This is a genomic window from Streptomyces sp. NPDC045022, from assembly GCF_056432605.1.
The window spans coordinates 32,189-56,605 of sequence record NZ_JBWKIR010000012.1 but is presented as its reverse complement, the minus strand read 5'-3'; the positions used below and the strand labels follow the sequence as shown (position 1 = coordinate 56,605).

General features: G+C 73.0%; 21 protein-coding genes, 1 tRNA gene and 1 pseudogene. 9 read left to right on the top strand and 14 right to left on the bottom strand.

Features of this window, described 5'->3' with window-relative positions; all coding sequences use genetic code 11:
* Complete coding sequence (gene selD / locus AC07C1_RS22220; protein ID WP_478941413.1) at window positions 1-1,008, bottom strand: selenide, water dikinase SelD; 1,008 nt, start codon at window positions 1,006-1,008, stop codon at window positions 1-3.
* A 34-nt stretch (window positions 1,009-1,042) separates the two neighbouring features.
* Between selD and AC07C1_RS22215 the strand changes: the two genes are divergently transcribed.
* Window positions 1,043-1,135 (top strand) — tRNA-Sec (locus tag AC07C1_RS22215).
* A 35-nt stretch (window positions 1,136-1,170) separates the two neighbouring features.
* Here the strand turns inward: AC07C1_RS22215 and selB are convergent.
* Together selB and selA are read right to left on the bottom strand one after the other, a co-directional pair.
* Window positions 1,171-2,913, bottom strand: a pseudogene (gene selB, locus AC07C1_RS22210) (selenocysteine-specific translation elongation factor); the annotation flags it as partial.
* Between the two features lie 5 nt (window positions 2,914-2,918).
* Window positions 2,919-4,373 (bottom strand): L-seryl-tRNA(Sec) selenium transferase, encoded by a 1,455-nt coding sequence (selA, locus tag AC07C1_RS22205; RefSeq protein WP_478941411.1) that lies wholly within the window; start codon window positions 4,371-4,373, stop codon window positions 2,919-2,921.
* Between the two features lie 131 nt (window positions 4,374-4,504).
* Between selA and AC07C1_RS22200 the strand changes: the two genes are divergently transcribed.
* The gene (locus tag AC07C1_RS22200; RefSeq protein WP_478941409.1) at window positions 4,505-4,858 is read left to right on the top strand and encodes a hypothetical protein; all 354 of its coding nucleotides are present in this window, start codon (window positions 4,505-4,507) and stop codon (window positions 4,856-4,858) included.
* Between the two features lie 531 nt (window positions 4,859-5,389).
* Here the strand turns inward: AC07C1_RS22200 and AC07C1_RS22195 are convergent.
* The 4 genes from AC07C1_RS22195 to AC07C1_RS22180 form a co-directional block, all read right to left on the bottom strand.
* Complete coding sequence (locus AC07C1_RS22195; RefSeq protein WP_478941722.1) at window positions 5,390-6,397, bottom strand: MASE1 domain-containing protein; 1,008 nt, start codon at window positions 6,395-6,397, stop codon at window positions 5,390-5,392.
* A gap of 76 nt (window positions 6,398-6,473) precedes the next feature.
* Window positions 6,474-7,304 carry a PP2C family protein-serine/threonine phosphatase gene (locus tag AC07C1_RS22190; protein ID WP_478941407.1) on the bottom strand — a complete coding sequence of 277 codons (831 nt, stop codon included), beginning with the start codon at window positions 7,302-7,304 and terminating at the stop codon, window positions 6,474-6,476.
* A gap of 122 nt (window positions 7,305-7,426) precedes the next feature.
* Window positions 7,427-7,747, bottom strand: a complete 321-nt coding sequence (locus AC07C1_RS22185) for a hypothetical protein (RefSeq protein WP_478941405.1) — start codon at window positions 7,745-7,747, stop codon at window positions 7,427-7,429.
* Window positions 7,748-7,825: 78 nt separating this feature from the next.
* Window positions 7,826-9,034, bottom strand: coding sequence for a hypothetical protein (locus tag AC07C1_RS22180; RefSeq protein ID WP_478941403.1), 1,209 nt, complete (start codon window positions 9,032-9,034; stop codon window positions 7,826-7,828).
* 196 nt (window positions 9,035-9,230) lie between these two features.
* Between AC07C1_RS22180 and AC07C1_RS22175 the strand changes: the two genes are divergently transcribed.
* A complete protein-coding gene (locus AC07C1_RS22175; protein ID WP_478941401.1) occupies window positions 9,231-10,685 on the top strand; it encodes a glyceraldehyde-3-phosphate dehydrogenase in 1,455 nt (484 codons plus the stop codon).
* A 73-nt stretch (window positions 10,686-10,758) separates the two neighbouring features.
* On the opposite strand, the gene AC07C1_RS22170 is transcribed toward AC07C1_RS22175, so the two are convergent.
* The 3 genes from AC07C1_RS22170 to AC07C1_RS22160 form a co-directional block, all read right to left on the bottom strand.
* Entirely contained in the window at window positions 10,759-12,747 is a 1,989-nt protein-coding gene (locus AC07C1_RS22170) for a collagenase (RefSeq protein WP_478941399.1), read from the bottom strand.
* 147 nt (window positions 12,748-12,894) lie between these two features.
* On the bottom strand, window positions 12,895-13,848 hold the full coding sequence (locus tag AC07C1_RS22165) for a LysR family transcriptional regulator (RefSeq protein WP_478941721.1): 954 nt from the start codon (window positions 13,846-13,848) through the stop codon (window positions 12,895-12,897).
* Window positions 13,849-14,654: 806 nt separating this feature from the next.
* The gene (locus AC07C1_RS22160) at window positions 14,655-15,542 is read right to left on the bottom strand and encodes an NAD(P)-dependent oxidoreductase (protein WP_478941397.1); all 888 of its coding nucleotides are present in this window, start codon (window positions 15,540-15,542) and stop codon (window positions 14,655-14,657) included.
* A 67-nt stretch (window positions 15,543-15,609) separates the two neighbouring features.
* Here AC07C1_RS22160 and AC07C1_RS22155 point away from each other — a divergent pair, with 67 nt between their 5' ends.
* The 3 genes from AC07C1_RS22155 (at window position 15,610) to AC07C1_RS22145 (ending at window position 18,009) form a co-directional block, all read left to right on the top strand.
* Window positions 15,610-15,960 (top strand): winged helix-turn-helix transcriptional regulator, encoded by a 351-nt coding sequence (locus tag AC07C1_RS22155; RefSeq protein ID WP_478941395.1) that lies wholly within the window; start codon window positions 15,610-15,612, stop codon window positions 15,958-15,960.
* 271 nt (window positions 15,961-16,231) lie between these two features.
* Window positions 16,232-16,801 (top strand): TetR/AcrR family transcriptional regulator, encoded by a 570-nt coding sequence (locus AC07C1_RS22150; protein ID WP_478941393.1) that lies wholly within the window; start codon window positions 16,232-16,234, stop codon window positions 16,799-16,801.
* Window positions 16,802-16,842: 41 nt separating this feature from the next.
* Window positions 16,843-18,009 carry a GDSL-type esterase/lipase family protein gene (locus tag AC07C1_RS22145; protein ID WP_478941391.1) on the top strand — a complete coding sequence of 389 codons (1,167 nt, stop codon included), beginning with the start codon at window positions 16,843-16,845 and terminating at the stop codon, window positions 18,007-18,009.
* Window positions 18,010-18,024: 15 nt separating this feature from the next.
* Here the strand turns inward: AC07C1_RS22145 and AC07C1_RS22140 are convergent, their stop codons facing one another.
* Both AC07C1_RS22140 and AC07C1_RS22135 read right to left on the bottom strand, forming a co-directional pair.
* Window positions 18,025-18,714 (bottom strand): class F sortase, encoded by a 690-nt coding sequence (locus AC07C1_RS22140; protein WP_478941389.1) that lies wholly within the window; start codon window positions 18,712-18,714, stop codon window positions 18,025-18,027.
* 154 nt (window positions 18,715-18,868) lie between these two features.
* On the bottom strand, window positions 18,869-19,465 hold the full coding sequence (locus tag AC07C1_RS22135; protein ID WP_478941387.1) for a hypothetical protein: 597 nt from the start codon (window positions 19,463-19,465) through the stop codon (window positions 18,869-18,871).
* A 264-nt stretch (window positions 19,466-19,729) separates the two neighbouring features.
* Here AC07C1_RS22135 and AC07C1_RS22130 point away from each other — a divergent pair, with 264 nt between their 5' ends.
* On the top strand, window positions 19,730-20,608 hold the full coding sequence (locus tag AC07C1_RS22130) for an SCO6745 family protein (protein WP_478941385.1): 879 nt from the start codon (window positions 19,730-19,732) through the stop codon (window positions 20,606-20,608).
* A 371-nt stretch (window positions 20,609-20,979) separates the two neighbouring features.
* Here AC07C1_RS22130 and AC07C1_RS22125 read toward each other — a convergent pair whose 3' ends face one another.
* Together AC07C1_RS22125 and AC07C1_RS22120 are read right to left on the bottom strand one after the other, a co-directional pair.
* Window positions 20,980-22,191, bottom strand: a complete 1,212-nt coding sequence (locus AC07C1_RS22125) for a cytochrome P450 (protein ID WP_478941383.1) — start codon at window positions 22,189-22,191, stop codon at window positions 20,980-20,982.
* The gene (locus AC07C1_RS22120; protein ID WP_478941381.1) at window positions 22,188-22,898 is read right to left on the bottom strand and encodes a cyclodityrosine synthase; all 711 of its coding nucleotides are present in this window, start codon (window positions 22,896-22,898) and stop codon (window positions 22,188-22,190) included. The genes AC07C1_RS22125 and AC07C1_RS22120 overlap by 4 nt, the downstream gene beginning before the upstream one ends.
* Window positions 22,899-23,116: 218 nt before the next feature.
* Between AC07C1_RS22120 and AC07C1_RS22115 the strand changes: the two genes are divergently transcribed.
* A complete protein-coding gene (locus tag AC07C1_RS22115; protein ID WP_478941719.1) occupies window positions 23,117-23,953 on the top strand; it encodes a fructosamine kinase family protein in 837 nt (278 codons plus the stop codon).
* Between the two features lie 258 nt (window positions 23,954-24,211).
* Window positions 24,212-24,403 carry a putative ATP-grasp-modified RiPP gene (gene tgmA / locus AC07C1_RS22110; protein ID WP_020938095.1) on the top strand — a complete coding sequence of 64 codons (192 nt, stop codon included), beginning with the start codon at window positions 24,212-24,214 and terminating at the stop codon, window positions 24,401-24,403.
* Window positions 24,404-24,417 lie beyond the last annotated feature (14 nt).

Here is a 24,417-nt window from a genome sequence, read left to right as displayed (position 1 = left end):
TCACCTGAGCACGACCGAGTGAGTTCCGCGCGGCACCAGCTCCCCCACCACCGGCGCTCCGGGCACCTCCCCGGCCACGAGCAGCCCGCCGGACGTCTGGGCGTCGGCCAGGAGCAGCCGCGTGTCCTCGTCAGCGGTGCCGAAGTCGGTGAACGGTGCCACCCACTCCAGGTTGCGCCGAGTGCCGCCGCTGACGTACCCGTCCCGTACGGCCTCCCGGGCGCCGTCCAGGTACGGCACGGCGGCGGTGTCGAGGACGGCGCTCACACCGGAGGCCCGGGCGAGCTTGTGCAGGTGGCCGAGGAGGCCGAATCCGGTGACGTCGGTGGCGCAGGTGGCCCCGGCGGCCAGGGCGGCGGCGGACGCGTCCCGGTTCAGGGCCACCATCGTGGCGACAGCCTGCTCGAACCACTCCCCCGTGGCCTTGTGGCGGTTGTTGAGCACACCGAGGCCGAGCGGCTTCGTCAGCGACAGGGGCAACCCGGGGCGGCCGGCGTCGTTGCGCAACAGCCGCTCGGGATCGGCGAGCCCGGTGACGGCCATGCCGTACTTGGGTTCCGGGTCGTCGACGCTGTGTCCGCCGCCGACGTGGCAGCCCGCCTCCGTGGCGACCACCAGTCCCCCGCGCAGCACCTCGCGTGCCAGGTCGAACGGGAGCCGGTCGCGCGGCCAGGCCAGGAGGTTGACCGCGAGCACCGGCCGGCCGCCCATGGCGTACACGTCGGACAGGGCGTTGGCGGCGGCGACGCGCCCCCAGTCGTAGGGGTCGTCCACGACCGGGGTGAAGAAGTCGGCCGTGCAGACGAGCGCCGTTCCCCGGTGCGTGACCACGGCCGCGTCGTCACCGGTGGCGAGCCCGACGAGCAGCGGGGTGTCGCCCCCGGCGAGTGGTGGCACGGTCAGCCCGGCGACCACCTCCTCCAGCTCCCCCGGCGGGATCTTGCAGGCGCAGCCGCCACCGTGGGCGTACTGCGTGAGCCGTACGGACGCTTGGCGGGTCGGTGTCATGCCGGTCTCCTGGGGCAGTAGCCTGACGAGCGGTGGAGGCGTGTGGGTGCCTGGTGGCCCTCCCGGTCTTCAAAACCGAGGTGCCCGAGGATCTCGGGCAGGCAGGTTCGATTCCTGTCCGCCTCCGTTCACCGTGTGCGGACGGCAGCGTCGGCGCTGTTCGTCGACGCGCACGGTGTAACCCTGGGCGTCCAGGAACTCCAGCAGCGGTACGGCCACCCGGCGGGTGGTGTCGAGCGCGCGCCGCGCCTCGCTGAGCGTGAACGGTTGCGGCAGGGCGCGCAGCACCGCGGCGGCCTCGGCGTCCGCGCCGGGCAGCAGCACGACCCCGTCGGCGATGCGCAGCAGGGCGCCGGTGGTCACCGCTGCGGCCAGTGCCTTGCGGTCGAGGCCCAGTTCACCGAGCCGGCCGGCCTCGGGTGCGCGGAACGGTGCCCGTGCGAGGTCCTGGCGCACGGCGTCCACGGCCGCGCGGACGCTCGGGGGCAGGGCGGGCCGGAGGCTGTCGGCGAGGTGCACCCGGCCCTGCCGGGCGTGGAGTCGAGGCGTCGCCCGGACCAGCGCGTCGACCAGGGCGCGGTCGGGCAGGCCGAGCAGATGACGGGCCGCCTCGGCAGGCAGCCCGGGCTCGAGCGGATGTGCGCGGGCGTGCCGTTCGACCGCGGCGGCCAGCCGTTCCCTGAGGGTGTTCCAGTACTCCGCGTCGGCCAGCCAGTCCCCGGCCACGGGTCCGGCGGGCGCCGCCACGCCCATCGCCCGCAGGTCGGCGCTCCGGATCAGCTTGCGGCGGCGCAGCTCCGCGGCACCCTCGGGGCGGCCGGTCAGGCCGGTGAGTTCGGCCGCGCGGGCCCGGCCGGCGCCGCGCCGGGTCAGCCGGGGCGGCCGTACGTCGAGGACGGTGACCCCGCGGGGCATGCGGCTCCCGCCCGGTTCCCGCAGCACCGCGCGGTCGCCGGCCCGCAGGGGAAGTCCCCGGCGCAGGGTGAGCCGGGCGGTGTCCTCGCCGAGTGGACGGACGGCCACCGGTACGGCGGCGGTGCCGATGTGCAGGGTGACGGAGCGGGGCAGGCCGGCCACCGGTTCGCCGGTGACCCGGACGTCGATCAGCTCGGTGGACAGCCAGCGGTCCGGGGTCAGCAGCACCTGGCCGCGGCGCAGGCTGTCGTGCCCGTGACCGTGCACGTTGACGGCCACCCGGGCCACCCCGCTGACGGCGGTCCGCTCCTCGTGCAGGCTCTGCAGCCCGCGCACCCGCAGCACGGCCCCGCCGTCCCCGGTGACCAGCCGGTCGCCGACCCGGAGGGTGCCCGCGCCGAGGGTGCCGGTCACCACGGTGCCGTGTCCACGGACGGTGAAGGCCCGGTCGAGCCACAGGCGGACATCGGCATCGGCGTCGGGCACGGGCAACTCGTCCGCCAGCCGGGCCAGTTCACGGCGCAGCTGGTCCAGGCCCGCGCCGGTGACCGCGCTGACCGCGACCGACGGCACCTTGCCGAGGGAGGTCCCGGCCAGGCGCTCGACGGCGTCGGCGCGTACGGGCTCGGGGTCCGCGAGGTCGGTGCGGGTCACCGCGAGTACGGCGTGCCGGACGCCGAGCGCGTCGAGGATCGCCAGGTGCTCCTGCGACTGGGGCTGCCAGCCCTGGTCGGCGGCGACCACGAACAGCACGGCGGGCACGGGTCCGACACCGGCCAGCATGGTCGCGACGAACCGCTCGTGTCCGGGTACGTCCACGAAGGCGAGGTGTTCTCCGTCCGGTCCCAGCCTGGTCCACACGAAGCCCAGATCCAGGGTGAGGCCCCGGCGGCGCTCCTCCTCGTAACGGTCGGGCTCCATGCCGGTGAGGGCGCGGACCAGAGCCGACTTGCCGTGGTCGACGTGTCCGGCGGTGGCCAGGACCCGCATGGCGCCTACCTCTCCGCGCCGGCCGGGGCCGGCCGCTCGCCGTCTGCCGGCCCCGCTGTGCGCACGGCCTGCGCGAGCCGTTCGTCGTCCTCCTCCGGCACCGCCCGCAGGTCCAGCAGGCAGCGGCCCGCCTCCAGGCGTCCGACGACCGGGATGCGGCCGGTGCGCAGCGCGGCGGCGTACGGCTCGGGCAGCGAGAGTGCCGCGCTGGGCAGGGTGACCCCGGGGGCGCCTCCGCCGCCGACCGTGGCGGCGCACTCCACGGCCCGCACGTCGATGCCGTCGGCGGCGAGGCCGGCGGCGAGCCGGCCGGCGCGGGTCATCAGGCGGGCCGGGTCGGTGGTGAGGGCGAGGGCGGTCGGGGTGGGCGGGCCGGTGAGCGTGGCCTCGAGTGCGGCCAGGGTCAGTTTGTCGACACGCAGGGCGCGGGCCAGCGGGTGCCGGGCGAGGGTGCTGACCAGGTCCTGGTCGCCGAGCAGGAGTCCGCACTGGGGTCCGCCGAGCAGTTTGTCGCCGCTCGCGGTGACGAGCGCGGCGCCCGCGCGGAGCTGGGTGTCGGCGTCGGGTTCGTCGGGCAGGGCGGGGTGCGGCGCGAGCAGTCCGGAGCCGATGTCGACGACGACCGGGACGCCGAGGCCGGTGAGTTCGGAGATTTCGGCCGCCCGAGTGAAACCGGTGATGCGGAAGTTGGACGGGTGGACCTTGAGTACGAACCCGGTGTCCTGGCCGATCACGTCGGCGTAGTCGGTGGCGGTGGTGCGGTTCGTCGTGCCGACCTCGCGGAGCCGCGCGCCGGTGGAGACGAGCAGGTCGGGCAGCCGGAAACCGTCGCCGATCTCCACCATCTCGCCGCGGCTGACGACGATCTCCTTGCCTGCCGCGAGTGCGGTGGCGGCGAGCACCAGCGCGGCGGCGCCGTTGTTGACGACGTGCACGGCACCGGCCGAGGGCACCCGCTCGTGCAGGGCGGCCAGGGCGGAGCGTCCCCGGCGGGCCCGTACGCCGCTGTCCAGGTCGAGTTCGACGTCCGTGGGTCCGGCGGCCTCCTGGACGGCCTGCCGGGCGGCGGCCGACAGCGGGGCCCGGCCGAGGTTGGTGTGCAGCAGCACCCCGGTGGCGTTGATCACCGGACGTAGGACGCCGGCGGTGCCGGGCAGCAGGGCGAGGGCCGTCTCGGGCACCCGTTCGGGTGCGATGCCGCCCTCCCGGGCCTGCTGCTGCGCCCGCCGGACGGCGGCCTTCACCACACGCGCGCCCAGCCGCTCGACGGCCGCGGACAGGCGGGGGTCGCGCAGGAGCAGATCGGTGCGCGGGATGCGGCGGCGCACGTCGGTGTCGTCGTGCGGGGGCCGTAGGGTCCCGTCGCCCGGGCCGCTCCCCGGGTCACCGGGGCCGGGGCCGGCCGCCCCGGTCCTGTCGTCCGCCGCGCCCGCCGTCCGCGGTGCCACCCGCTGCTCCATGCCGCCGCTGTCCCTCCGGTCCAGCCCTTGCCCGTACGGGCTGCCCCATCGTCTCCCAGTGCCCCGGGCCGGCCGTTCGACACGCCGGGACGGACGTTGGCCCCGGCCGCCGCCCGGGTACTCGGCGCCGCATGGACGACCGCAACCGAAACGACCATGGTCACGAGAGCGCCACGGACGCCGAGCGGGCCGCGCGACGGCGGCTCGCGGCCGAGCGCGAGCGTGCCGTCGCCGAGCCGTTCGAGTACCCGTACCCGGAGCGCCGGGCGGGGGTCCGCGCCCGGCGCCGCATCGGCGAGGCGGCGGCTGCCGCGGACACACCACCGGGCATCCCCGGGGGCTACGGCACGACCGGCGGCGGTCGGCCCGGCGCCACCGGCTCCGCCCACCCGCCCGTCCGCTGGGACCAGGACACCACGGCGGATACGGGGGCTGCCGAGCCGGGCAGTGACGACGAGGGACCGGTGAACCGGTCCGGCCGGTGACAGGGGACCAAGGGGCGAATCGGCCGATGATGCGGTGATCCGGCAGAGCGGATACCGCGGGGGCCGGGGCCTCCGGGGCCTCCGGGGTGTCCGGGGTCCGGGGTGTCCGGGGTCCGGGGTGTCCGGGGTGTCCGGGGTGTCCGGGCAGCCAGGATGCCGGATCGGTGGGCCGGTGCGGCGGATCTCGGTCGCTCCCCGGCCCTGAAGTCCCGCCGGGTCCCGCGCCGGCGATCTCACCAGCGGGACTGGATCAGCCGCCGCAGGCCGGGCGGACTGGCCGGCCGCACGCTGACCGTTGGACCACTGCGCGGGTTGGTCGGCCGCCTGATCGCAGGGCCGCCGGGCCGCTGAGCGGACTGGTCGGCCCCCTGGCCACAGGACCGCCGAGCCGCTGAGCGGACTGGTCGGCCCCCTGGCCACAGGACCGCCGAGCCGCTGAGCGGACTGGTCGGCCCCCTGGCCACAGGACCGCTGGGCGGATTCGTCGGCCCCCTGGCCGCACGCTCACACGGCGGGATCCCTGCCGCCGCCTTACGGCGTTTCGCCGGGCCACGGCTGGTCGTCGTCGGTCGTCGCCTGCGGCCGGGGCGGCGGGGCGTCGCCCGTGGTGAGGTGTTCCAGCACCTCGACCAGCTCCTGGCAGGCCTTCGCCACCGAGCGCCGGGTATTGCGCTGCTCGGTGATCACGGCGGACAGCAGCAGCGCGGTCAGGGCCATCGCGCCGTTGAACGCCTGAAGTTTCACCATGACCTCGATCCGGCCCAGCCCGGCGAAGGCCCCGACGTCGTCGGTCGCGGCGACGGTGGCCACGACGGACGTCAGCAGCGCGCACAGGACACTGCCCACGAGCTGGAAGCGCAGAGCGGCCCAGATGATCAGCGGATAGACGAGGAAGAGCAGGCTGAGCGAGCTGTAGACGGCCAGCGGTACGAGAAGGCAGGCGACGACGGCCAGCGCGGTCGCCTCCTTCCAGCGGCCCAGCAGTGGTGGCCGGCGGGCCCCGTGGAGCAACAGCAGCAGCGGGGTGACGATCAGGACGCCCATCGCGTCCCCGACCCACCAGGCCAGCCAGACGGGCCAGAAGCCGTGTGCGGCCAGCCTGCCCGTGACGAACAGCAGGCCGGCGCCGACCGTGGCACTGATCAGCATGGTGGTCAGGGCGCCCAGGAACACCAGCGCGAGGCCGTCCCGCAATCGGCTGAGGTCATTGCGAAAGCCGGCCCGGCGCAGCAACACCGCCGAGCACACCGGTGCGGCGGTGTTGCCGGCGAGGATACCGAGCACGTCGAGGCGGGGGCTGGTGAGCGACAGCACGGCGAAGAAGGCGCCGAGCGTGATGCCGGGCCAGCAGCGCAGACCGAAGATGAGCAGGGCGGCGACGGCGACGCCGGTCGGCGGCCAGATGGGCGTGACGACGGCGCCCTCGATGGACAGTTGCCGCAGCAGGCCCAGTCGGCTCGCCGCGTAGTAGCAGGCCGCGACGGCCAGCACCTGGACGATGTAGCCGCCCGGCCGGCGCAGATCCTCGTAACCCACCACAGCAGCCATCTCACACCGAGGACCCCTGGTCGGCGAGGCGGGGACGCCGCCGTCCGGCCCTATGGCTGACCACGGGTCACGGCCGGACGCCCAGGCCGTCGAGACCCACGACGAGGACGGCGGCGTCGTCCTCGTGCCCGACGCTCTCGGCGCCCCTGATCACGGCGGCGGCCAGGGCGTGGGCCTCCAGGCCGGCGACCGCGGCGACGCCCGCCAGGCGCACCACCTGGTCGAGCCCGTCCTCGATGTTCAGCGACGGCCCCTCCACCACGCCGTCGGTGAGCAGCACGAAGACTCCGCCGGTGGTCAGCCGGTGCCGGGTCACCGGGTAGTCCATGCCCTTGTCGATGCCGAGCGGCGGGCCTCCCTCGTCGTCGGCGACGCCGGACTTCCCGTCCGCCGTGGCCCACACGAAGGGGATGTGGCCGGCCCGTGCGCTCTCCAGTATTCCGGTGGCCGGGTCGAGCCGCATGAAGGTGCAGGTGGCGAACAGGTCACTGCCGAGGGAGAGCAGCAGGTCGTTGGTGCGGGCGAGGAGTTCGCCGGGCTCGCTGGTGACGGAGGCGAGGGCGCGCAGCCCGGCCCGGACCTGCCCCATGAAGGCGGCGGCCTCGATGTTGTGCCCCTGGACGTCGCCGACGGTCAGCCCGATCCGGCCGTCGGGCATGGCGAAGGCGTCGTACCAGTCGCCGCCCACGTTGAGACCGAGGTTGGCCGGCGTGTAGCGCACCGCCAGGTGCAGACCGGGCGCGGCGGGCAGGTCCCGGGGCAGCATGCCCCGCTGCAGGGCGACGGCCAGTTCGACCTGGGTGCGCTGCAGCTCCGCGCGCCGGCGCGCCTGGGCGATGAGCGAACCGAGTCTGGCCAGCAGCTCGTCGCCTTCGTCCGGGGAGCGCTTGCGGGGCATCGATCACTTCCGGCGGCGGTGGCCCGTGGTGGGCCGGATGCCTGGACTTTCGGCAAACGCCTAGATTTTACCTATATAGGGTGATCTCGCCCCACCGAGAGGCCGCAGCACGGTTCTCCCGGTCACCGGACCTCGGAGTCGATACCGGTGATCACGGCGGGCCCCAGAGGTGCGTTGCCCTCATCGAGTCCGGCGTCCCGCAGAGCGGAGTCCGCGAGGCGGCGGGCCTCCTCCTCGGCGTGCGGGCCGGTGTCCGCCTCGACGGTCAGACGGAGGGTGAACGTGTTGTCCTCGTTGACGCTGAGCACGTCCAGATCCTCGGCGCTGCCCATCCGCGTGCCGTGGGGATCGGCGGGCCGGAGCGCGCGGGCCAGACGTGTTCGGGTGTCCGCCTCGATCCCCGCGGTGAAGGTGCCGGGGACGCTGATCACATAGGTCGTCATGACGATCCTTTCCTCAGGCCCCCTCACCTACCCGGATTCGCGGCCTTCGCACAGGGGCTCGCGCATCCGGGCCCCTCCTCACAGCGGGGAGTGGGCCACCGCCAGCACATACGCGCCGAACAGCAGGGAGACCACGGTGAGGGCGCCGTAGACGAGCAGCGCCTGGGCCGGTCGTGCGCGCCAGGTGCGGGCGAGTGCGCACGCCATCGGGATGAGCAGGGGGAAGGCCGGCAGGAGGAAACGCGGTTTGGAGGAGAAGGAACCCGATCCGCCGACCACGAGCAGGATCAGGACCCCCGTGAAGACCACCAGGGCCAGCGGGGCCCGGTCCAGGCACAGCAGCGCGAACAGCAGGACGCCCACCGCGATGATCACCAGGGCCGCCGGGTAGACGAAGCCGCCGCCGTGCAGGAGCAGCGCCCGCAGGAAGCGCAGCGAGCCCGCGCCGAAGTCGAAGCGGGAGTCCCAGGCGCTCTGCACCTTGAGGTAGCCGCCGAGCAGGTCGCCCGTCCGGCTGCCCACCCACAGCACATAGCCGAGCCAGCCGAGCGGTGCCAGGACCGCCCCGGCCCACAGGCTCGCCGGTACCCGGCCGCGCCGGCGCAGCGCCTCGTGTGCGGCCGCGAGGGCGACGGCGACGGCCACCGCGAATCCGCTGGGCCGGGCCAGGCCCGCCGCCGCGGCCAGCGGACCCGCCCACAGCCAGCGGCCCTTGAGCACGCAGTACAGGGACCAGGCGGCGAGCGCGGCGAACAGTGACTCGGTGTACGCGATGGTGAGTTCGACGGCATGGGGCAGGACGGCCCACAGGGCGACCAGCGCGGTGGCGCCGCCCCTTCCGTGCAGATGGTGGCCGATGGCGTAGATGCCGTACGCCGCCGCGCCCGCCGCGGCCCAGGCGATGAGCATCGCGGCCTGGCCGGGGGTGGCCGGCAGGGCGGCGGTCAGCGCCCTGATGAGCGCCGGGTACAGCGGAAAGAACGCCCAGTCGGTCTGGATCCCGCCGTTCGGGGTGATCCAGATCAGGTGACCGTAGCCGTGGGTGGCGATGTGCAGGTACCAGCGGGAGTCCCAGGAGTGCGCCAGGTTCCTGACGAGCGGGCGCCCCCGGAGGTCGTTCGCGAGGATCACCGTGAGGAGCCCGGTGAGCCGGACGGCAGCGAACAGGGCGAGGGCCGGCAACGCACCCCCGGGGGCCCCGGGCCGGGCGAGCCGTGGCAGGGCCGGGCGGCGGAGGAGACCGGACGGGGCGGCCGGCTCGGGCCGGGGGACGGAAGAGGTGCTCACGCCCCTGACCTTGGGCAGGCCCGTTCGGACATGCAATCCGCGACCCGGGTTTCTCCCGCACTTCCACCCTGATTCAGGAACGGGCCCGGGAATCGGGGCGAACCCCCGCTCACGGCACCCCCCTGACGGACCACTCGGATGATCACAGTAGGGTGTGACTAGCATATGAGCGCTGCCTAGCTCGAAAGATAGATCTGTGACTGTCAACGACGACTCGTTCACCAACTGGAAGATCCGCGAGGAGATCGCGGAGTCGATGATCCCGCTCATCGGGAAGCTGCACCGCGAGCAGGACGTGACCGTCCTGCTGCACAGCCGCTCCTTGGTGAACAAGTCGGTGGTCAGCATCCTGAAGACGCACCGCTTCGCCCGGCAGATCGCCGGTGCGGAGCTGTCGGTCACCGAGACCATGCCGTACCTGAAGGCCCTGACCACCCTCGACCTCGGGCCCTCCCAGATCGACCTCGGCATGCTGGCCACCCTGCACAAGGCCGATGACCGCGGCCTGAGCGTGGAGGAGTTCACCGCCGAGGCCGTCGCCGGTGCCACGGGTGCCAACAAGATCGAACGCCGCGAGCCGCGCGACGTCGTCCTGTACGGCTTCGGCCGCATCGGCCGGCTGGTCGCCCGCCTGCTGATCGAGAAGGCCGGCTCCGGCAACGGCCTCAGGCTCCGCGCCATCGTCGTCCGCGGCGGCGGCGGCCGGGCCGCCGGGGACCTCGTCAAGCGCGCCTCGCTGCTGCGCCGCGACTCCATCCACGGCCAGTTCCAGGGCACGATCACCGTGGACGAGGACAGCAGCACGATCGTCGCCAACGGCAACGAGATCAGGGTGATCTACGCCGACGACCCGTCGCACGTCGACTACACCGAGTACGGCATCCGGGACGCCATCCTCATCGACAACACCGGCAAGTGGCGCGACCGCGAGGGGCTGTCGAACCACCTGCGTCCCGGCATCGCGAAGGTCGTGCTGACCGCGCCGGGCAAGGGCGACGTCCCGAACATCGTGCACGGCGTCAACCACGACACCATCAAGCCGGACGAGCAGATCCTGTCCTGCGCCTCCTGCACCACCAACGCCATCGTCCCGCCGCTGAAGGCGATGGACGACGAGTACGGCGTGCTGCGCGGCCACGTGGAGACCGTCCACTCGTTCACCAACGACCAGAACCTGCTGGACAACTACCACAAGTCCGAGCGCCGTGGCCGCTCCGCGCCGCTCAACATGGTGATCACCGAGACCGGTGCCGCCTCCGCCGTCGCGAAGGCGCTGCCCGACCTCAAGGCGAAGATCAGCGGCAGCTCGATCCGTGTCCCGGTGCCGGACGTCTCGATCGCGATCCTCAACCTCCAGCTGGCCCGCGAGGCCACCCGCGAGGAGGTGCACGACTACCTGCGCGAGGTGTCGCTGACCTCGCCGCTCAAGCGCCAGATCGACTTCATCACGGCGCCCGACGCGGTCTCCAGCGACTTCATCGGCTCGCGCCACGCCTCGATCGTGGACGCCGGCGCGCTCAAGGTCGACGGGGACAACGCGATCCTCTACCTCTGGTACGACAACGAGTTCGGCTACTCCTGCCAGGTCGTCCGGGTCGTCCAGCACGTCTCGGGCGTCGAGTACCCGACGTTCCCGGCGACGGCGGTCTGACACCTTTCGCCGACGCGCGTACGGCCGCCGACCGGGGTTCCGGCCGGCGGCCGTTCCGCTGGGGCGCGTGCGGTCAGGCCGAGGCCGGCCTGGCACACGCGCCCGCGGCGCACGCCGTGAGCCACTGGTCGAAATCGGCGTCATAGCGGGTGCCGATGCCGTCGTGGTAGACGGCGTATCCGCCGGCGTAGTCACCGACGCGGAAGCGTGCCAGCATGCGCTGGACGTCGTCGGGGTGCTTCTCGGTCATGTAGCGCACGGCGAGGTAGCCCCACGGGTAGGTGCGGGTCACGTCGCTGTTGTCGTAGGTGTTCTCGAACAAGGTGCTCAGCTTGTACGTGTGCCTCCCGGCCTCCTGGACCGCCTGGTCGTCGGCGAGGCCCCGGTAGCTGTAGGAGACGTACTCGGCGAGGCCCTCGATCCACCACACGTCCGGCACGGAGATCTGCTGGGGGAAGTCGCCCTTCATGTCGTCACGGGCGTCCAGGAAGTGCGTGTACTCGTGGTTGAGGTTCCAGATCCGGGCCACGAACCCGTCGTCGTAGTCCTTCTGGTACATGATCGAGGTGGCCTGGTTGGCCGGGTCCGACGGGTCGCCCTCGAGGGTCATGCCGCCGTTGTCGGTGCTGATGCCGTAGATGGCGCCGGCGTAGGTCTGGTAGTCGGCGCGGCCGGCGAAGACCACGAGCTGGATGGCCGAGACGTACTGGCCGGGTATCGGGCCGTCGGCCTTCACCAGCGAGCGGAAGGAGGCGTCCTGGCGAAGGACGCTCGCGCAGGCCGCGTCGAGGTCGGCGGCGGTCAGGGACTGGGCGCGGATGGTGACGTTCGCATCGCAGCGGTGGGTGGTGGGCAGGACGGCCCGGGTGAGCTTGTCCGGCAGGTCACAGACGTCGTAGTACGAGCAGTTGGCGCTGTCGTAGTAGTTCGCCTGGGTCGCCACGGCCACCCAGAGCCCGGCCGTCGGGCCGTCGATCTCCGTCCGGTCCAGCAGGTCCCGGGCCAACGGCCGTACGGTGTCGCGCAGTTCCGGGTGTTCGACGTAACGGGCCACGTTCATCCCGGCGTTGGAGTCGAGAAAGGCCAGGCTCGTGCCGAGCTGGTCCGTGTTGGCCAGCGCGAAGTCGTACAGGGTGTCGATGACGCGCGGGTCGGCCTCGACCGCCTTCACGTACTCCGGGTTCCAGTTCCCGCGCCACAGAGGCGTGTAGACGTCGTTGACGGCCCTGATCATGCTGTCGACAGAGTCGTAGGAGCTGTCGTAGTCGTTGAGCAGCCGCCGGTAGACGTACAGGTAGCGGCCCTGCCGGTCGGCGCTGTCGGTGAGGATGACCGTCTCGCCGAGGATGTCGCCGTTGGCGGCGCTGACGTCACGCGAGTGGGAGCGGCCGAAGAAGGTGTCGAGGCCGGCGGTGACGGCGGTGGTGAGCCGGGAGGTGTACGCGCCCACGTCACCGGAGTGGTTGAACTGCACGTAGTAGCCGGCGCGCAGGAACAGGACCAGCTGTTCGAGGCTGCCGGAGTTGTCGCCGCGGTACTGGCCGGCCGTGCTCCGGAACGCGTTCGCCACGGTCAGCATCTGGGTCTCGCGGAAGACATCGCGCGCGTTGCTGCCGGTGACCGGGAAGAGGCTGTTGACGCAGTCGGTGGAGGAGGCCTTCACGAAGGAGACGAGGGCTGTTCCGGTGCGGCTGCCGAAGTCCGCCGGGGTGCAGGAGGCCGCCTTGGCGTCCCGCTCGACTCTGTGCGTGCGGGTCGGTGTCGGCGCCTGGGGCGGAAGTTGGGCAGGGCTGAGGCGCCGGGGCCGGGTCGCGGGGCGCTCCGTGGCCGTGGTGGTCGCGCCGGTGGGCGACGGCGGGGGAACGGCCCTTCGGGCCGCGGCGGTGGCGATGCCGGTGTGCGGGCGGCTCGCCGCCATGGCCGTGCCGGGGTGGGGCCGGGGTACTGCCAGTGCCGGTGTGGACAGCAGGCCGGCCATGGTGACGCAGACGGCGGCGGCGCCCGCCGTGCGTCTGACGGTCCGACCGGACCCGCGCCCGGGCAGCGCGAAGCGATAGCGCATCTGGGATCCTCCACGAAGGGATGCGCCTCTGTGGGGTGTTGAGGCGTCGAGGCACTGTCTCAGCGGGCCACCGGCCCCAACAATGGTGTGTGACATAGCACATGACACACACCGCTCATAACATCGCGGTGCGCCTTCGCCGTGGCTCTACGCCCCGGCGACGCTCCAGGTCCGTGAGGCCCATGTCCGCAGGTGCGGAGCCTGGGCGACGAGATCGCGGTAGGCGGCCGTGGCGGACTGGAACACCGTCTCCACCACGTCGTCGGTGGCGCTCCCGGGCCGCCAGGCCAGCACATAACGGCACCACAGCGGAGATCCGACCAGGGGCTTCACGACGACGTGCGGGATGGGGCGCAGCGTCGGCTGCACGAGCGACACGCCGAGACCGTCGGCGATCATGCTCTGCAGCTGGGTCTGGTCGCCGAGGAACTCGTGCACGGTGACGGGGGCGAACCCGGCCGTCGCGCAGGCGTCGTAGAACACCCCGGGCCAGCCCGCGCCGTCGTCCGGGGTCACGAACCACTCGTCCTCGGCCAGATCGGCGAGCTGGACCTGGGCGCACTGCCGGAGCCGGTGCCGGGAGGGCAGGGCGACGAACGTCGGTTCGGTGACGATGCCCCGGTGCCGCACGGCGCTCGAGTGGCGCAGCTCCATGCCCGGGTAGTCGGCGGCGATGGCGATGTCCGCCGCGCCCTCCTCCAGCAGTTCCACGATCCGCGAGGAGGCGTAGACGCTGTTGACGGCGAGGGACAGTTCCGGCAGCCGGGTGCGGACGCGGGAAACCGTGCCGGAGAGCATGGGCGAGTTGGTCGCGGCCACGCGCAGCGTACGGCGGGGTCGCTCAGCCACCGGGCGGTGACCGATGGCGTCGGCCCGGGCCAGGACGTCGCGGGCCTGGGCGACCACCTCTGCGCCGTAGCGGGTCGGGCGAACCCCGCTCGCGCCGCGTTCGAAGAGCGGCTCGCCCAGGTGGCGCTCGATGCGCCGCAGTTGCGTACTGACGGCCGGCTGCGAGTACCCCAGCTGCGTGGCGGCGCGGCCCACACTGCCGGCGTCGGCGATCGCGCACAGTACCCGCAGGTGCCGAAGCTCCAGCTCCATCCGCCCACTCCCCGTCTCGTCCCACGGCCGGTCGGCCGAGAGCGCGCACCACTCGCGGAACCGGTGCTCACCGCCGCCGCCGGCCGTGGCCGCGACCGGCGGACCGAAGCGTTCCATTGTCCCCTCGCCCACACAAGTCACGGTCCAAGGTCCGCACCTGTCCGGTTTCCGTCCGCGTGTGGGTGGGCGGGCGCCTGTGGGCGGGTGCAGGGGGGATGTCTGGGTGCGGGGATGTGTGGGTGCGCGGAGGTGTGGCTTGCGGGGAGGCGTGAGTTGCCGGGTGCTGGGTGGACCGGTGGGGAGTGCGGGGTGGACCGGTGGGGGGCGCGGCTGCGCGGTCTGTCGGGCCCGGGTGCGCGGATACGGGGTGCGCCGGTGCGGAGAGTGCGGATGCGCAGTCCGTCGGCGGGGGGGCACGCGGATACGGGGTCCGCCGGTGCGGAGAGCACGGCCACGCGGTCCGCCGCCGGCGGTGCGCGGATACGGGGAGCCCCTCCGCCGGGGGCGCATGCGCAGTCCGTCGGCGGCGGGGGTGGGCAGCTGCGCGGTGCGCCGGCGGGTGCGCGGATGCGCAGTCCGTCGGCGGGGTGCGCGGGCTGCCGGGGGTGCATTGGTGGGCCGGTACACGGAGGTACACGGATGCGCCGGTGCGTGGGTACGCCGGGTGGCCGGAGGTGAGCGCGGGCGCCGGCTCGCCGCCAACCGACGTGGTACACCTCGGCGATGCCCCGGCAAGCCCACCCGCCTCTTCAGCAGCGGCCCCCGGCCGCCCTCCCTCAGGGTGGCCGGTGAGCCGGCTGGTGCCGTCAGTGGCGGGTCAGGATCTCCGCGACGCGGATGAAGCCGTCCGTGCCGTGGCCGAGGCCGATCACCCGGCGGGCCATGCCCTCCACCGCCCGCATCACGCCCGCGTCGATGCCGTGGGCCTCGGAGACGGCGACGACATGGGCCATGGTCGAGGCGGCCGAGGTGATGGGGTTGATCTCCCCGGAGTAGCTGCCGCTGTCGGCGTCCTCGGCGAACTTCGCGAAGAGCGGCGGCAGGATCGCGCCGATGCCCTGGGCGAACGGTGCCAGTTCCCGGGCGGTGACACCCTCGGCCCGGGCGATCGCCACGGCGTGCGCGTAGCCCGCCATCGCGGTCCAGAAGATGTCGAGCAGGGCGATGTCGAACGTGGCGGCACGCCCGATCTCCTCACCCAGGTGGGTGTGTGTTCCGCCCAGTGCCTCCAGTACGGACCGGTACTCCTCGTACAGGGCCCTGGGTCCGCTGTGCAGGAAGACGGCCTCCGGTGTGCCGATGCCGGGGGCCGGTGTCATGATCGCGCCGTCCAGGTAGCCGATGCCGTGCGCGGTCGCCCACTCCCCCGTGCCGCGGGCGCGGTCGGGGGTGTCGGCGGTCAGGTTGACGACCGTACGGCCCTTCAGCGCTCGGGCGACGGGGACGTGCCGCAGGACGGCGTCGGCGGCGTCGTAGTTCACCACGCAGAGGACGATCACGTCACCGGCGGCGACGGCTTCCTCGGCCGACCCGGCGCCGGCCGCCCCCTGCCCGATCAGCTCACTGTCCTTGCCGGGGGTGCGGTTCCAGACGGTGGTCCGCAGCCCCGCCCTCAGGAACGCGCCGGCGAGGGAGCGGCCCATCGGACCGAGACCGAGCACGGTGACGGCAGGAAGATTCGCCGGTGTGGACATGTTTCGACTCCCGTAGGTGTGAAGGAAGAGCGGCCGAACGGCCGGTGGAGAAACGAAGAGGTCGCCGATGACACGCAGCCGTGCCCAGGACCCCGAAGTCTGCGGAGTGACCGCCGCGATCGCCGTGATCGACGGCAAGTGGAAGACATCCCTGCTGTGGGTGCTGGAGTCCGGCGCGCACCGGCCCGGCGCACTGCGCCGCCGGCTGCCGGGGCTGAGCGAGAAGGTGCTGACTCAGGCGCTGCGGGAGATGGAGGAGGACGGCCTGGTGCACCGGGAGGTGCACGATGTGCTGCCGCCGAAGACCGTGTACTCACTGACCGACTTCGGCCGCGACCTCGCCGCTGCCCTGGGCCCCGTGTCCGACTGGGGCCACCGCCGCCTGGAACAGCTCCGCGAGCGCGAGGCGGCATCCTGAGCCACGCTCACTCCCACCTCCCGTCCCGTCTCGCCGCCGACAACCCCTGACCTCGTGGAACAGCCTCCCCCGGCCGACCGGTCACTGCCAAGTACCCACAAAAAAGTGGGTGTTCGACAGAATCCGGCCGCCCGGAGGGTGGGGCGAGGACCCGGTCGTGCACTGTCCCCATCAGTCCCTCCGCTCCAGCCTCCTCTTCTACAGCACACCCTCATTTGCCTAAATGCTTTAGGAAACTCCATAATCAGTTATGGCAGAGGGGAGGACACTTATGGTTCGCGCAGGCCTGACCACCGAGCGCCTGGTCCGTGCGGGTGCCGAGCTGGCGGACGAGGTCGGGTTCGACCAGGCCACGGTGTCGGCGCTGGCCCGGCGCTTCGACGTCAAGGCCGCGAGTCTGTACTCGCATCTGAGGAACTCCCAGGACCTCAAGGCGCGGATCGCGCTGCTCGCCCTGGAGGAACTGGCCGACCGCGCCGCCGACGCGCTCGCCGGGCGGGCCGGCAAGGACGCCCTCACCGCCTTCGCGAACGTCTACCGCGACTACGCCCGCGAGTACCCCGGCCGCTGGGCGGCGGCCCGCCACCCGCTGGACCCCGCGACGGCGGCAGCCAGCGCGGGCGGGCGGCACGCGCAGATGACCCGGGCGATCCTGCGCGGCTACGACCTGTCCGAGCCGGACGAGACCCACGCGGTCCGCCTCCTCGGCAGCGTCTTCCACGGTTACGTGAGCCTGGAGACGGCCGGCGGGTTCAGCCACAGCGCCCCCGACTCGCAGGAGTCGTGGACGCGGATCCTGGACGCCCTCGACGCTCTGCTGCGCAGCTGGCCCCGCTCCTGACGCCACCGACTCCCCTGACCCTGGGAACACAGGCCCACACCATGCACACCACTGCTCTCACCCCTGAGCTGATCCGCGGCGCCCTCGACCTGGAACGCACCGCCCACGGGCTGCTGCCGCACCGGCTGCCCGCCCGGGCCCGCGCCCAGTGCGCCGACCCGCAGCTGGCCCTCGCCGAATCCCAGCCCTCCGGCGTACGACTGGCCTTCCGCACCCGTGCGACAGCCGTGGAACTGGACACCCTGCCGACCAAGCGGGTCTTCGTGGGCGCACCGCCCCGCCCGGACGGCGTCTACGACCTGCTCGTGGACGGACGCCGGGCCGGCAGCGCCACCGTCACCGGCGGCAACACCCTCACGATCGACATGAGCACCGGTGCCGCCGAACACCGGCCCGGCCCGGTCGGCACCGTGCGCTTCACCGGTCTGTCCGACGCCGTCAAGGACGTGGAGATCTGGCTGCCGCACAACGAGACGACCGAGCTGGTCGCGCTGCGCACCGACGCACCCGTGGAGCCCGTACCGGACCGGGGCCTCAAGGTGTGGCTGCACCACGGCAGTTCGATCAGCCACGGCTCCGACGCGGCGAGCCCCACCACCACCTGGCCGGCGCGCGCCGCGTCCCTCGGCGGGGTGGAGCTGATCAACCTGGGGCTGGGCGGCAGCGCCCTGCTCGACCCGTTCACCGCTCGCGCGCTGCGCGACACCCCCGCCGACCTGATCAGCGTCAAGCTCGGCATCAACCTGGTCAACACCGATCTGATGCGGCTGCGCGCCTTCGGCCCCGCCGTGCACGGCTTCCTCGACACGGTCCGCGAGGGGCATCCCGGCATCCCGCTGCTCGTCGTCTCACCGATCCTGTGCCCCATCCACGAGGAGACTCCCGGCCCCAGCCTCCCGGACTTCGCCGCCCTGAGCGAGGGACGGCTCCGGTTTCGGGCCGCCGGGGACCCGGCGGACAAGGCGGCCGGGAAACTCACCCTGGGTGTCATCCGGGAAGAGCTGTCCCGGATCGTGCGCGACCGGGCGGCCGACGACCCGCGTCTCCACTACCTCGACGGCCGTGAGCTGTACGGCGAGGCCGACTTCGGCGAACTGCCGCTGCCCGACGACCTCCACCCGGACGCCGCCACGCACCTGCGGATCGGCGAACGGTTCGCGGCGCTGGCCTTCGCCGCGGGCGGCCCCTTCGCGGACCGCGCCGCCTGAGCCGTACCGGACGGCTCAGACCAGGTGGGCGAAGACCACCAGGTTCTCGGTGTAGTCCCGCACCGAGTGGTCGTAGTCGCCGGCGCAGGTGATCAGCCGGACCTCGGGGCGGGCCGCGTCGGCGTACACCCGTTTGCTGGGGAAGTCGTCCTTCGCGAAGGACTCGGCGCTGTCGACCACGAACTCCGCCGTGCGTCCGTCGGCGCGCTCCACGGAGAACCGGTCGCCGCGCTCGAGTGCGTCGAGGTCGGCGAAGACGGCGGCGGAGGTCGTCGTGTCGACATGCCCGGCGATGATCGAGGTGCCCTGCTCACCGGGCGAGGCACCCTTGGCGTACCAGCCGACGAGGTTGGTGTCGCCCGCCGGCGGCGGCTGGAGCTGGCCTGAGGGTCCGATCGACAGGGACGTGAACGGTGCGTCCACCGAGATCTTGGGGATGAGCAGGCGGGTCGGTGCGGAGCGGGGCAGCGCCGCCCCGCCGAGCTGGGGCGGGTCGGCGGCCTGTGCGGCGGCCTGTGCGGCGGCGCTCGCGCCCGAGGCACGGGACGCACCCGACGCGTCACCGGTCCCCTGGTGCCCGCCGAGCATGCTGACGGCGAGCACGGCGATCGCCACGCCCCACAGCGCCAGCCGCCCATCGCCGCCGGAGTTCGGCTCGTCCGGTGCCGGTTGGGCGGGGGTGGGGGAGGACGGGTCCGCTGCCATCGGACATCACCTCACTCGGGCACGGCAGCACGGGGATCAGGTCAGGGAGGGAGGGTGCCGGAACCGGCGTACCGGGCGGCTCGCAGGGGGCGCGGGCCGCCGGCCCCGGCGCACGCGCCGACGGCGCCCGCAGCCCCTGGAACGTGCCGCCCCGTCAGGACGCCGGCGCGGTGGCCTTCCTGCGGCGCAGCGCGTACATGCCCGTGGCGCCTACGGCGAGCACCGCCAGTCCGCCCGCGGTGACACCGGGACCGGCGAGCGCGCCGCCACCGGTGTGCATGCCGCCGTGCGGCTTCTCCTTCTCCTGGTCGTCGCCGCCCCACTCGTCCTTGCCGCTGCCGCTGCCGCCGCCGCTGTCGTGCCCCTTGTCCTTGCCGCTGCCGCCGCCGCTGTCGTGCCCCTTGTCCTTGTAGCTGTCGGGGTCGAACCGGCTGTCGTCACGACCCGAGTCGGACCCGGAGCCCCAGTCGTCGCCCCGCACGACCGTGGCGAGCGCTCCGCCACCCGTGTGCATTCCGCCGCGCGGCTCGTCGCGTCCGCCTTCGTCGTCGTGCTCCTTGCCGTAATCCTTGTCCTGGTCCCGGCCGGAGCCCTTGTCGTGGTCACCGCCGGAGTCTTGGTCCCGGCTGTAAGAGGAGTCGTCACGGCCTCCGTCGTCGCCGCCGTGGGAGGCGAACGCGACGCCCGGCGTGGCGATGGCGAGCGCAGCACTGGCGGCCGCCGTGGCCAGAAGCATGCGGGCAGAACGCATAGTGATGTCCTTCCGACGTGACCGGACAGCGGATACCTCATCAGCTGGATAGCCCGGCCCCGACATGAACCACCGTCAACGACGGCCCCGCCTCCCACCATTCGAGCCGCCCAGCCGGGGCACCGCACCACCCGTCTGCCCCAGTGAGCCCGCCCCGCGACCCCTCGTACGGGCGCATCGGCGTGTGCACCCCCTTGTTATGACTGCCGTCATAACGCAGGCTGGTGCCGACGGCGCGGCAGGCCGACGCGGTGGGAGGAAGCGGTGGCGGACCGGATGGCGCGGGCCCTGTGGGAGCGGTACGAGCCGGTGCACGATCTCGTGTACTTCGCACCGGAGGCCCACAGGGCGGCGGACACGCTCGGCATGCGGGGTTTCTGGATGGGGTACTTCGCGTTGCGGGCCGCGCCGCTCGGCGCTGTCCCCCCGTCCGTGGTGACCGCTTCTTTCTACGTCTTCCACCCCGCCCGGGTGGCCCGGGCGCTGCCGGACGCCTGGGGGTACGCGGCTCCGCCGCAGGTGCTGGCGGCCCGCCAGGACGCCATGGACGCGGCGATGACCCGCCTGTTCGGGCCGGACGTCGTCGGCTCCGCCGAGTTCGCCGAGGCCGCGGACCTCGCCTGGCGGGCCGCGGCGGCCGCGGACACCACGGGCCGGGTGCTGGCCGCCGCCAACCAGGCGGTGGAGCGCCCCGAGCGGCCCACCGCGCGCCTGTGGCAGGGCCTTACGACCCTGCGCGAGCACCGGGGGGACGGGCATGTCGCGGTGCTGGTGAGCCAAGGGCTCGGGCCGGTCGACGCCATGGTGCTCAAGGCGGCGGCCGGCGAGTCCGACGGGCCGTTTCTGCGGCAGACGCGGAAGTGGGAGCAGGCGGACTGGACGGCGGCCGAATCACGGCTGCGCGAGCGCGGCCGACTCGCGGCGGACGGGTCGCTCACCCCGGCCGGGGCGGCCCTGCGCGCGGAGGTGGAGGCGCTGACCGACGCGGCGGCCGAAGGCCCGTGGCACGCGCTCGGCGCCGACCGCACCGCACGCCTGGCCGAGCTGCTGGAGTCACTGGCCCGCGTCGTCGAGGGCGCGCAACTGCTGCCTCCGGGCAACCCCGTGGGACTGACCCGGGAACCCTCTCCCACCGTCCACTGAGGTCACCCCCCGCCACCCGGCACCCGGCACCCGGCACCCGGCACCCGACCGAGCCCAGCCGGAGGCCGCACCCCGCCGACCACCGAGGGCACCGCGTCCCGCCCGCCAACCGGCCGGGCCGCCCCGAGGACAGCTGCCACCGGCCGCTGAGGGCGCCACCCGGCAACCCGACCGAGCCCAGCCGGAGGCCGTTACCCGTCAGCTACTCAGGGCACCACGTCCCGCCCGGGCTGCCACGGGGGCTGTACGTCGGCCGCTGAGGACGTCACGTGGGGGCCGGGTCCCGTCGGCCGTCGGCGGCGTGGTGTCCGTCGGCGGCCCCGCCCGCGGTGGTGGGCCGGGGACGCCGCACGGAGAGGGGGCGCTGCGGGCTACCAGGTCACCGGCAGCCGCTCCGGGATGCGTTTCATGAAGCCCGTGCGCCAGACCAGTTGGCCGGGGGGCACGGCGAGTGTGAGCTCCGGCATCCGGTGGAGCAGGACCTCCAGGGCGATGCGGGCGTGGGTGCGGCCGAGTCCGGTCGCGGGGCAGTAGTGCGCGCCGCCCCCGAAGGAGAGGTGGTCGGCCGTGTTGTCTCGGTGCAGGTCGAAGCGGTGTGGGTCGGGGAACTTCGCCGGGTCGAGGTTGGCGCCCTCGACCAGCACCAGGACGAGTTCGCCCCGTCGCACCTCGGTGTCCCCGAGCCGGACGTCCTCCAGGGCGAGGCGGGGCAGGGCGTCCCCGATGGAGAGGTTGACCCGCAGCAGCTCCTCCACGCCCGGGCCGATCAGGTCGGGGCGGTCCCTGAGGAGGTCACGGGCGATGGGGTGGGTGAGCAGGTGGACCAGGGCCATGGTGAGGAAGCCCGAGGTGGAGATCACGCCGGCGCCGAACAGGGTGACGCCGACGGTGGCCAGCATCTCGTCGGTCAGGTGCGCGTAGTCGGGATCGTCGCGCAGGTCGGCGAGTTCACCCATCAGACCGTGCGTGGCAGGGTCGTCGAGCAGGGCCGTCATCCGCGTGAGGTCCCGGTCCCAGTTGATCCGGGCGCCGGTGATCGGGCAGGGCGCGTTCATGAAGGCGATGTCGAGGCCGCGCAGGAAGGCCGGGGCCTCGCTCTGCGGGATGCCGAGGATGCGGCAGTGCATGCCCGCCGAGTACGGCTCGCAGAACGCCCCGCGCAGGTCGGCCGTCGGACCGTCGGCGACCATCAGGTCCACCAGACGGTGGGCTTCCTCGCGCATCCACTCCATCAGGCCGGGCGCCTTGGGGGTGAGCGCCTTCATCACCGCGCGGCGCAGCCCGGCCCCGGTGATGTTGCCCATGTTGTTCACGACCTCGGGCGGGATCGTGAGCGCGTACTGCCGGGGCACCCCGGGGGCGGAGGTGTCCTTGAGGGAGAACCGGTCGTCCTTGAGCACCTGCTGGCACAGCTCGTACGACGACACCAGCCACGCCTCGTCGCCGGCTATGGTCCGGACGCGCCGCACGGGGGTGGCGGCGCGCAGTGCCTCGACCTCGGCGGGCACCCGGGTGCCGTCCCAGGAGAACGGGAAGTCGAGCAGGGGCGGGTGGTCGGCGCGGATGCCGGGGGCTGTGGTCATGCCATGGTTCCTTCCAGTGCGGCGGGGGTGACGACGGCGTGACCCTGGTTGCGGGAGGCACGCAGGCCGGCGCCACGCGAGTACAACAGCTCGGCCATCGGCAGAAGTTGGTGGTAGCAGTTGAGCGAGGAGGGCACCTTGAGGATCGCGGGGGTGTCCAGGAACAGCGGTGCCTCGGCACACACGTATTCCAGGCACACGGCCTGCTGCCGCTCGGTCGGCGTCTCGCCACGCGCCGAGAGGAAACGATTCACCAGGGCGTCGCAGACGGCCCGGAAGGCACCGTCGGACGCCAGTCGCGCCTTCAGCTGCCGGTGGATCTCCTGGTAGGCGGGGTTGGTGCGGAATTCCGACATCGGATGCCAGTCCAGCCGCAGGCCGTCCGGGTCGGCCGTCGACACCGCGTCACGGACCTTGGCGCGTACTCCGCGCAGGTTCTTCACGGCCTTGCGGCGGGCCTCGTCGGACGGATAGCCGGATGCCTCGTACATCTCGGCCACGTACAGGTCGGTGTAGATGAAGTCGACTCTCTCGAAGTGGTCCAGTCCCCAGCGGGCGAGGTCGTGCAGGCGTTGGGCGGAGAAGTAGCTGTTGCCCGGGGACACACCGATCACGGCGTGCGTGCCCTCGCCGAGGATGACCTCGCAGTGGGGGGTGTACGGCTGGACTTCGAAGACATCGGCCATCAGCACGGATGCTGTGGTCACGGGGGAAGATCCTCCGCCGCGCGCAAGTCCCTGCGGAGCCCTGTGCCCCCGGTGTAGCTACGCGGCGCCCTCACGCTAGTCGTACCGAATCAGCACGGGTAGTAACTACCGTTGTTTGGCTGGAACCAGTCGTAGCAACGGTCGAAGCACTCTGCGGTGGGCCTGCTTTGCGGTCGTACCCTGGGGCCGTGGTCAACCGAGACGAGGATCCAGGGCAGGTGGCGTCCCGGCTCACCGGACGCCCGGTCAGCGATGCCCGGACGGCGTCCGGGTCGCCCGCCGAAGTGACGCTGGGCGGCGGGACGCAGGTGATGGTCAAGCATGGCGACGCTCCCGGGGCCGTGCGCGCCGAGGTGGCCGGGCTGCGCTGGCTGGCCGCGGCGGAGGCGGTCCGGGTGCCTGCGGTGCTCGGCCATGACGAGCGCTGGATGGTGACCGAGCGGGTGACGACCGGACATCCCGGCCCCGAAGCGGCGTTGCGTTTCGGCCAGGCGCTGGCCGCGCTGCACGCGGCCGGGGCGCCTCACTTCGGGGCGCCACCGCCCGGCGGCCCCGAGGAGGCGTACATCGGCCTGGCCCCGATGCGCAATGCGCCGGGGGCCGAATGGCCCGGCTGGTACGCCGAGCACCGCGTACTGCCGTATGTGCGCGGTGCGGTCGACCGCGGCACGCTCCGCCCGGCCGAGACGGCCGTGTTCGAGCGGGTCTGCGAACGGCTGCCGGAGCTGGCGGGGCCCGCCGAGCGGCCCGCCCGGCTGCACGGGGACCTGTGGAACGGCAACGTGCTGTGGGGCGCCGACGGCGAGGTCCGGCTCATCGACCCGGCCGCGCACGGCGGGCACCGGGAGACCGACCTGGCCATGCTCCGGTTGTTCGGCTGCCCGCACCTGGACCGGGTGCTCGCCGGGTACGAGGAGGCGGCGTGCCTGGCCGACGGCTGGCGGGACCGGGTCGGGGTGCACCAGCTGTTCCCGCTGCTGGTGCACGCGGTGTTGTTCGGGCGGGGGTACGCGGAACAAGCCCTGGCGGCGGCGCGGGACGCCCTCGCGAGGTGACCCGGCGCCGGCCGCTCACCCACTCCCCCGCGGACCGAGGACTGTGATGTACGGCACTCCGTCACCGTCCGGGCGGCGGCGGTCTTCGCCCCCGGCAGCGCGCCGAGGAGCGCCGCATCCTGGGCGTCCTGGAACGCCGGGGACCCCTGAGCCGTCCTTTTGCGGGGCACCCCTTCCGGGTCACGGTCACGCAGTGTAAGGAAACCAATCACCCGTTCGATTCGTATAAGGACGTGAAAGCCGAATCAGGGAGAGACCATGCAACCGTTCACGCTCAACTACGCGCGGCCCGCAGTGCAGTTGGACGTCACCACTCCGTACGCGTACGACTCCGGACTGCAGTTGAACGTCCTCCCGGACGGACGGATCGCCGCCACCGACCACGCGACCTTGCGAGCACTGGGAACGACGACGTCGACCGCCGGTTCCAAGACGCACTTCGACGACTGAACAGCGGGCCCTGG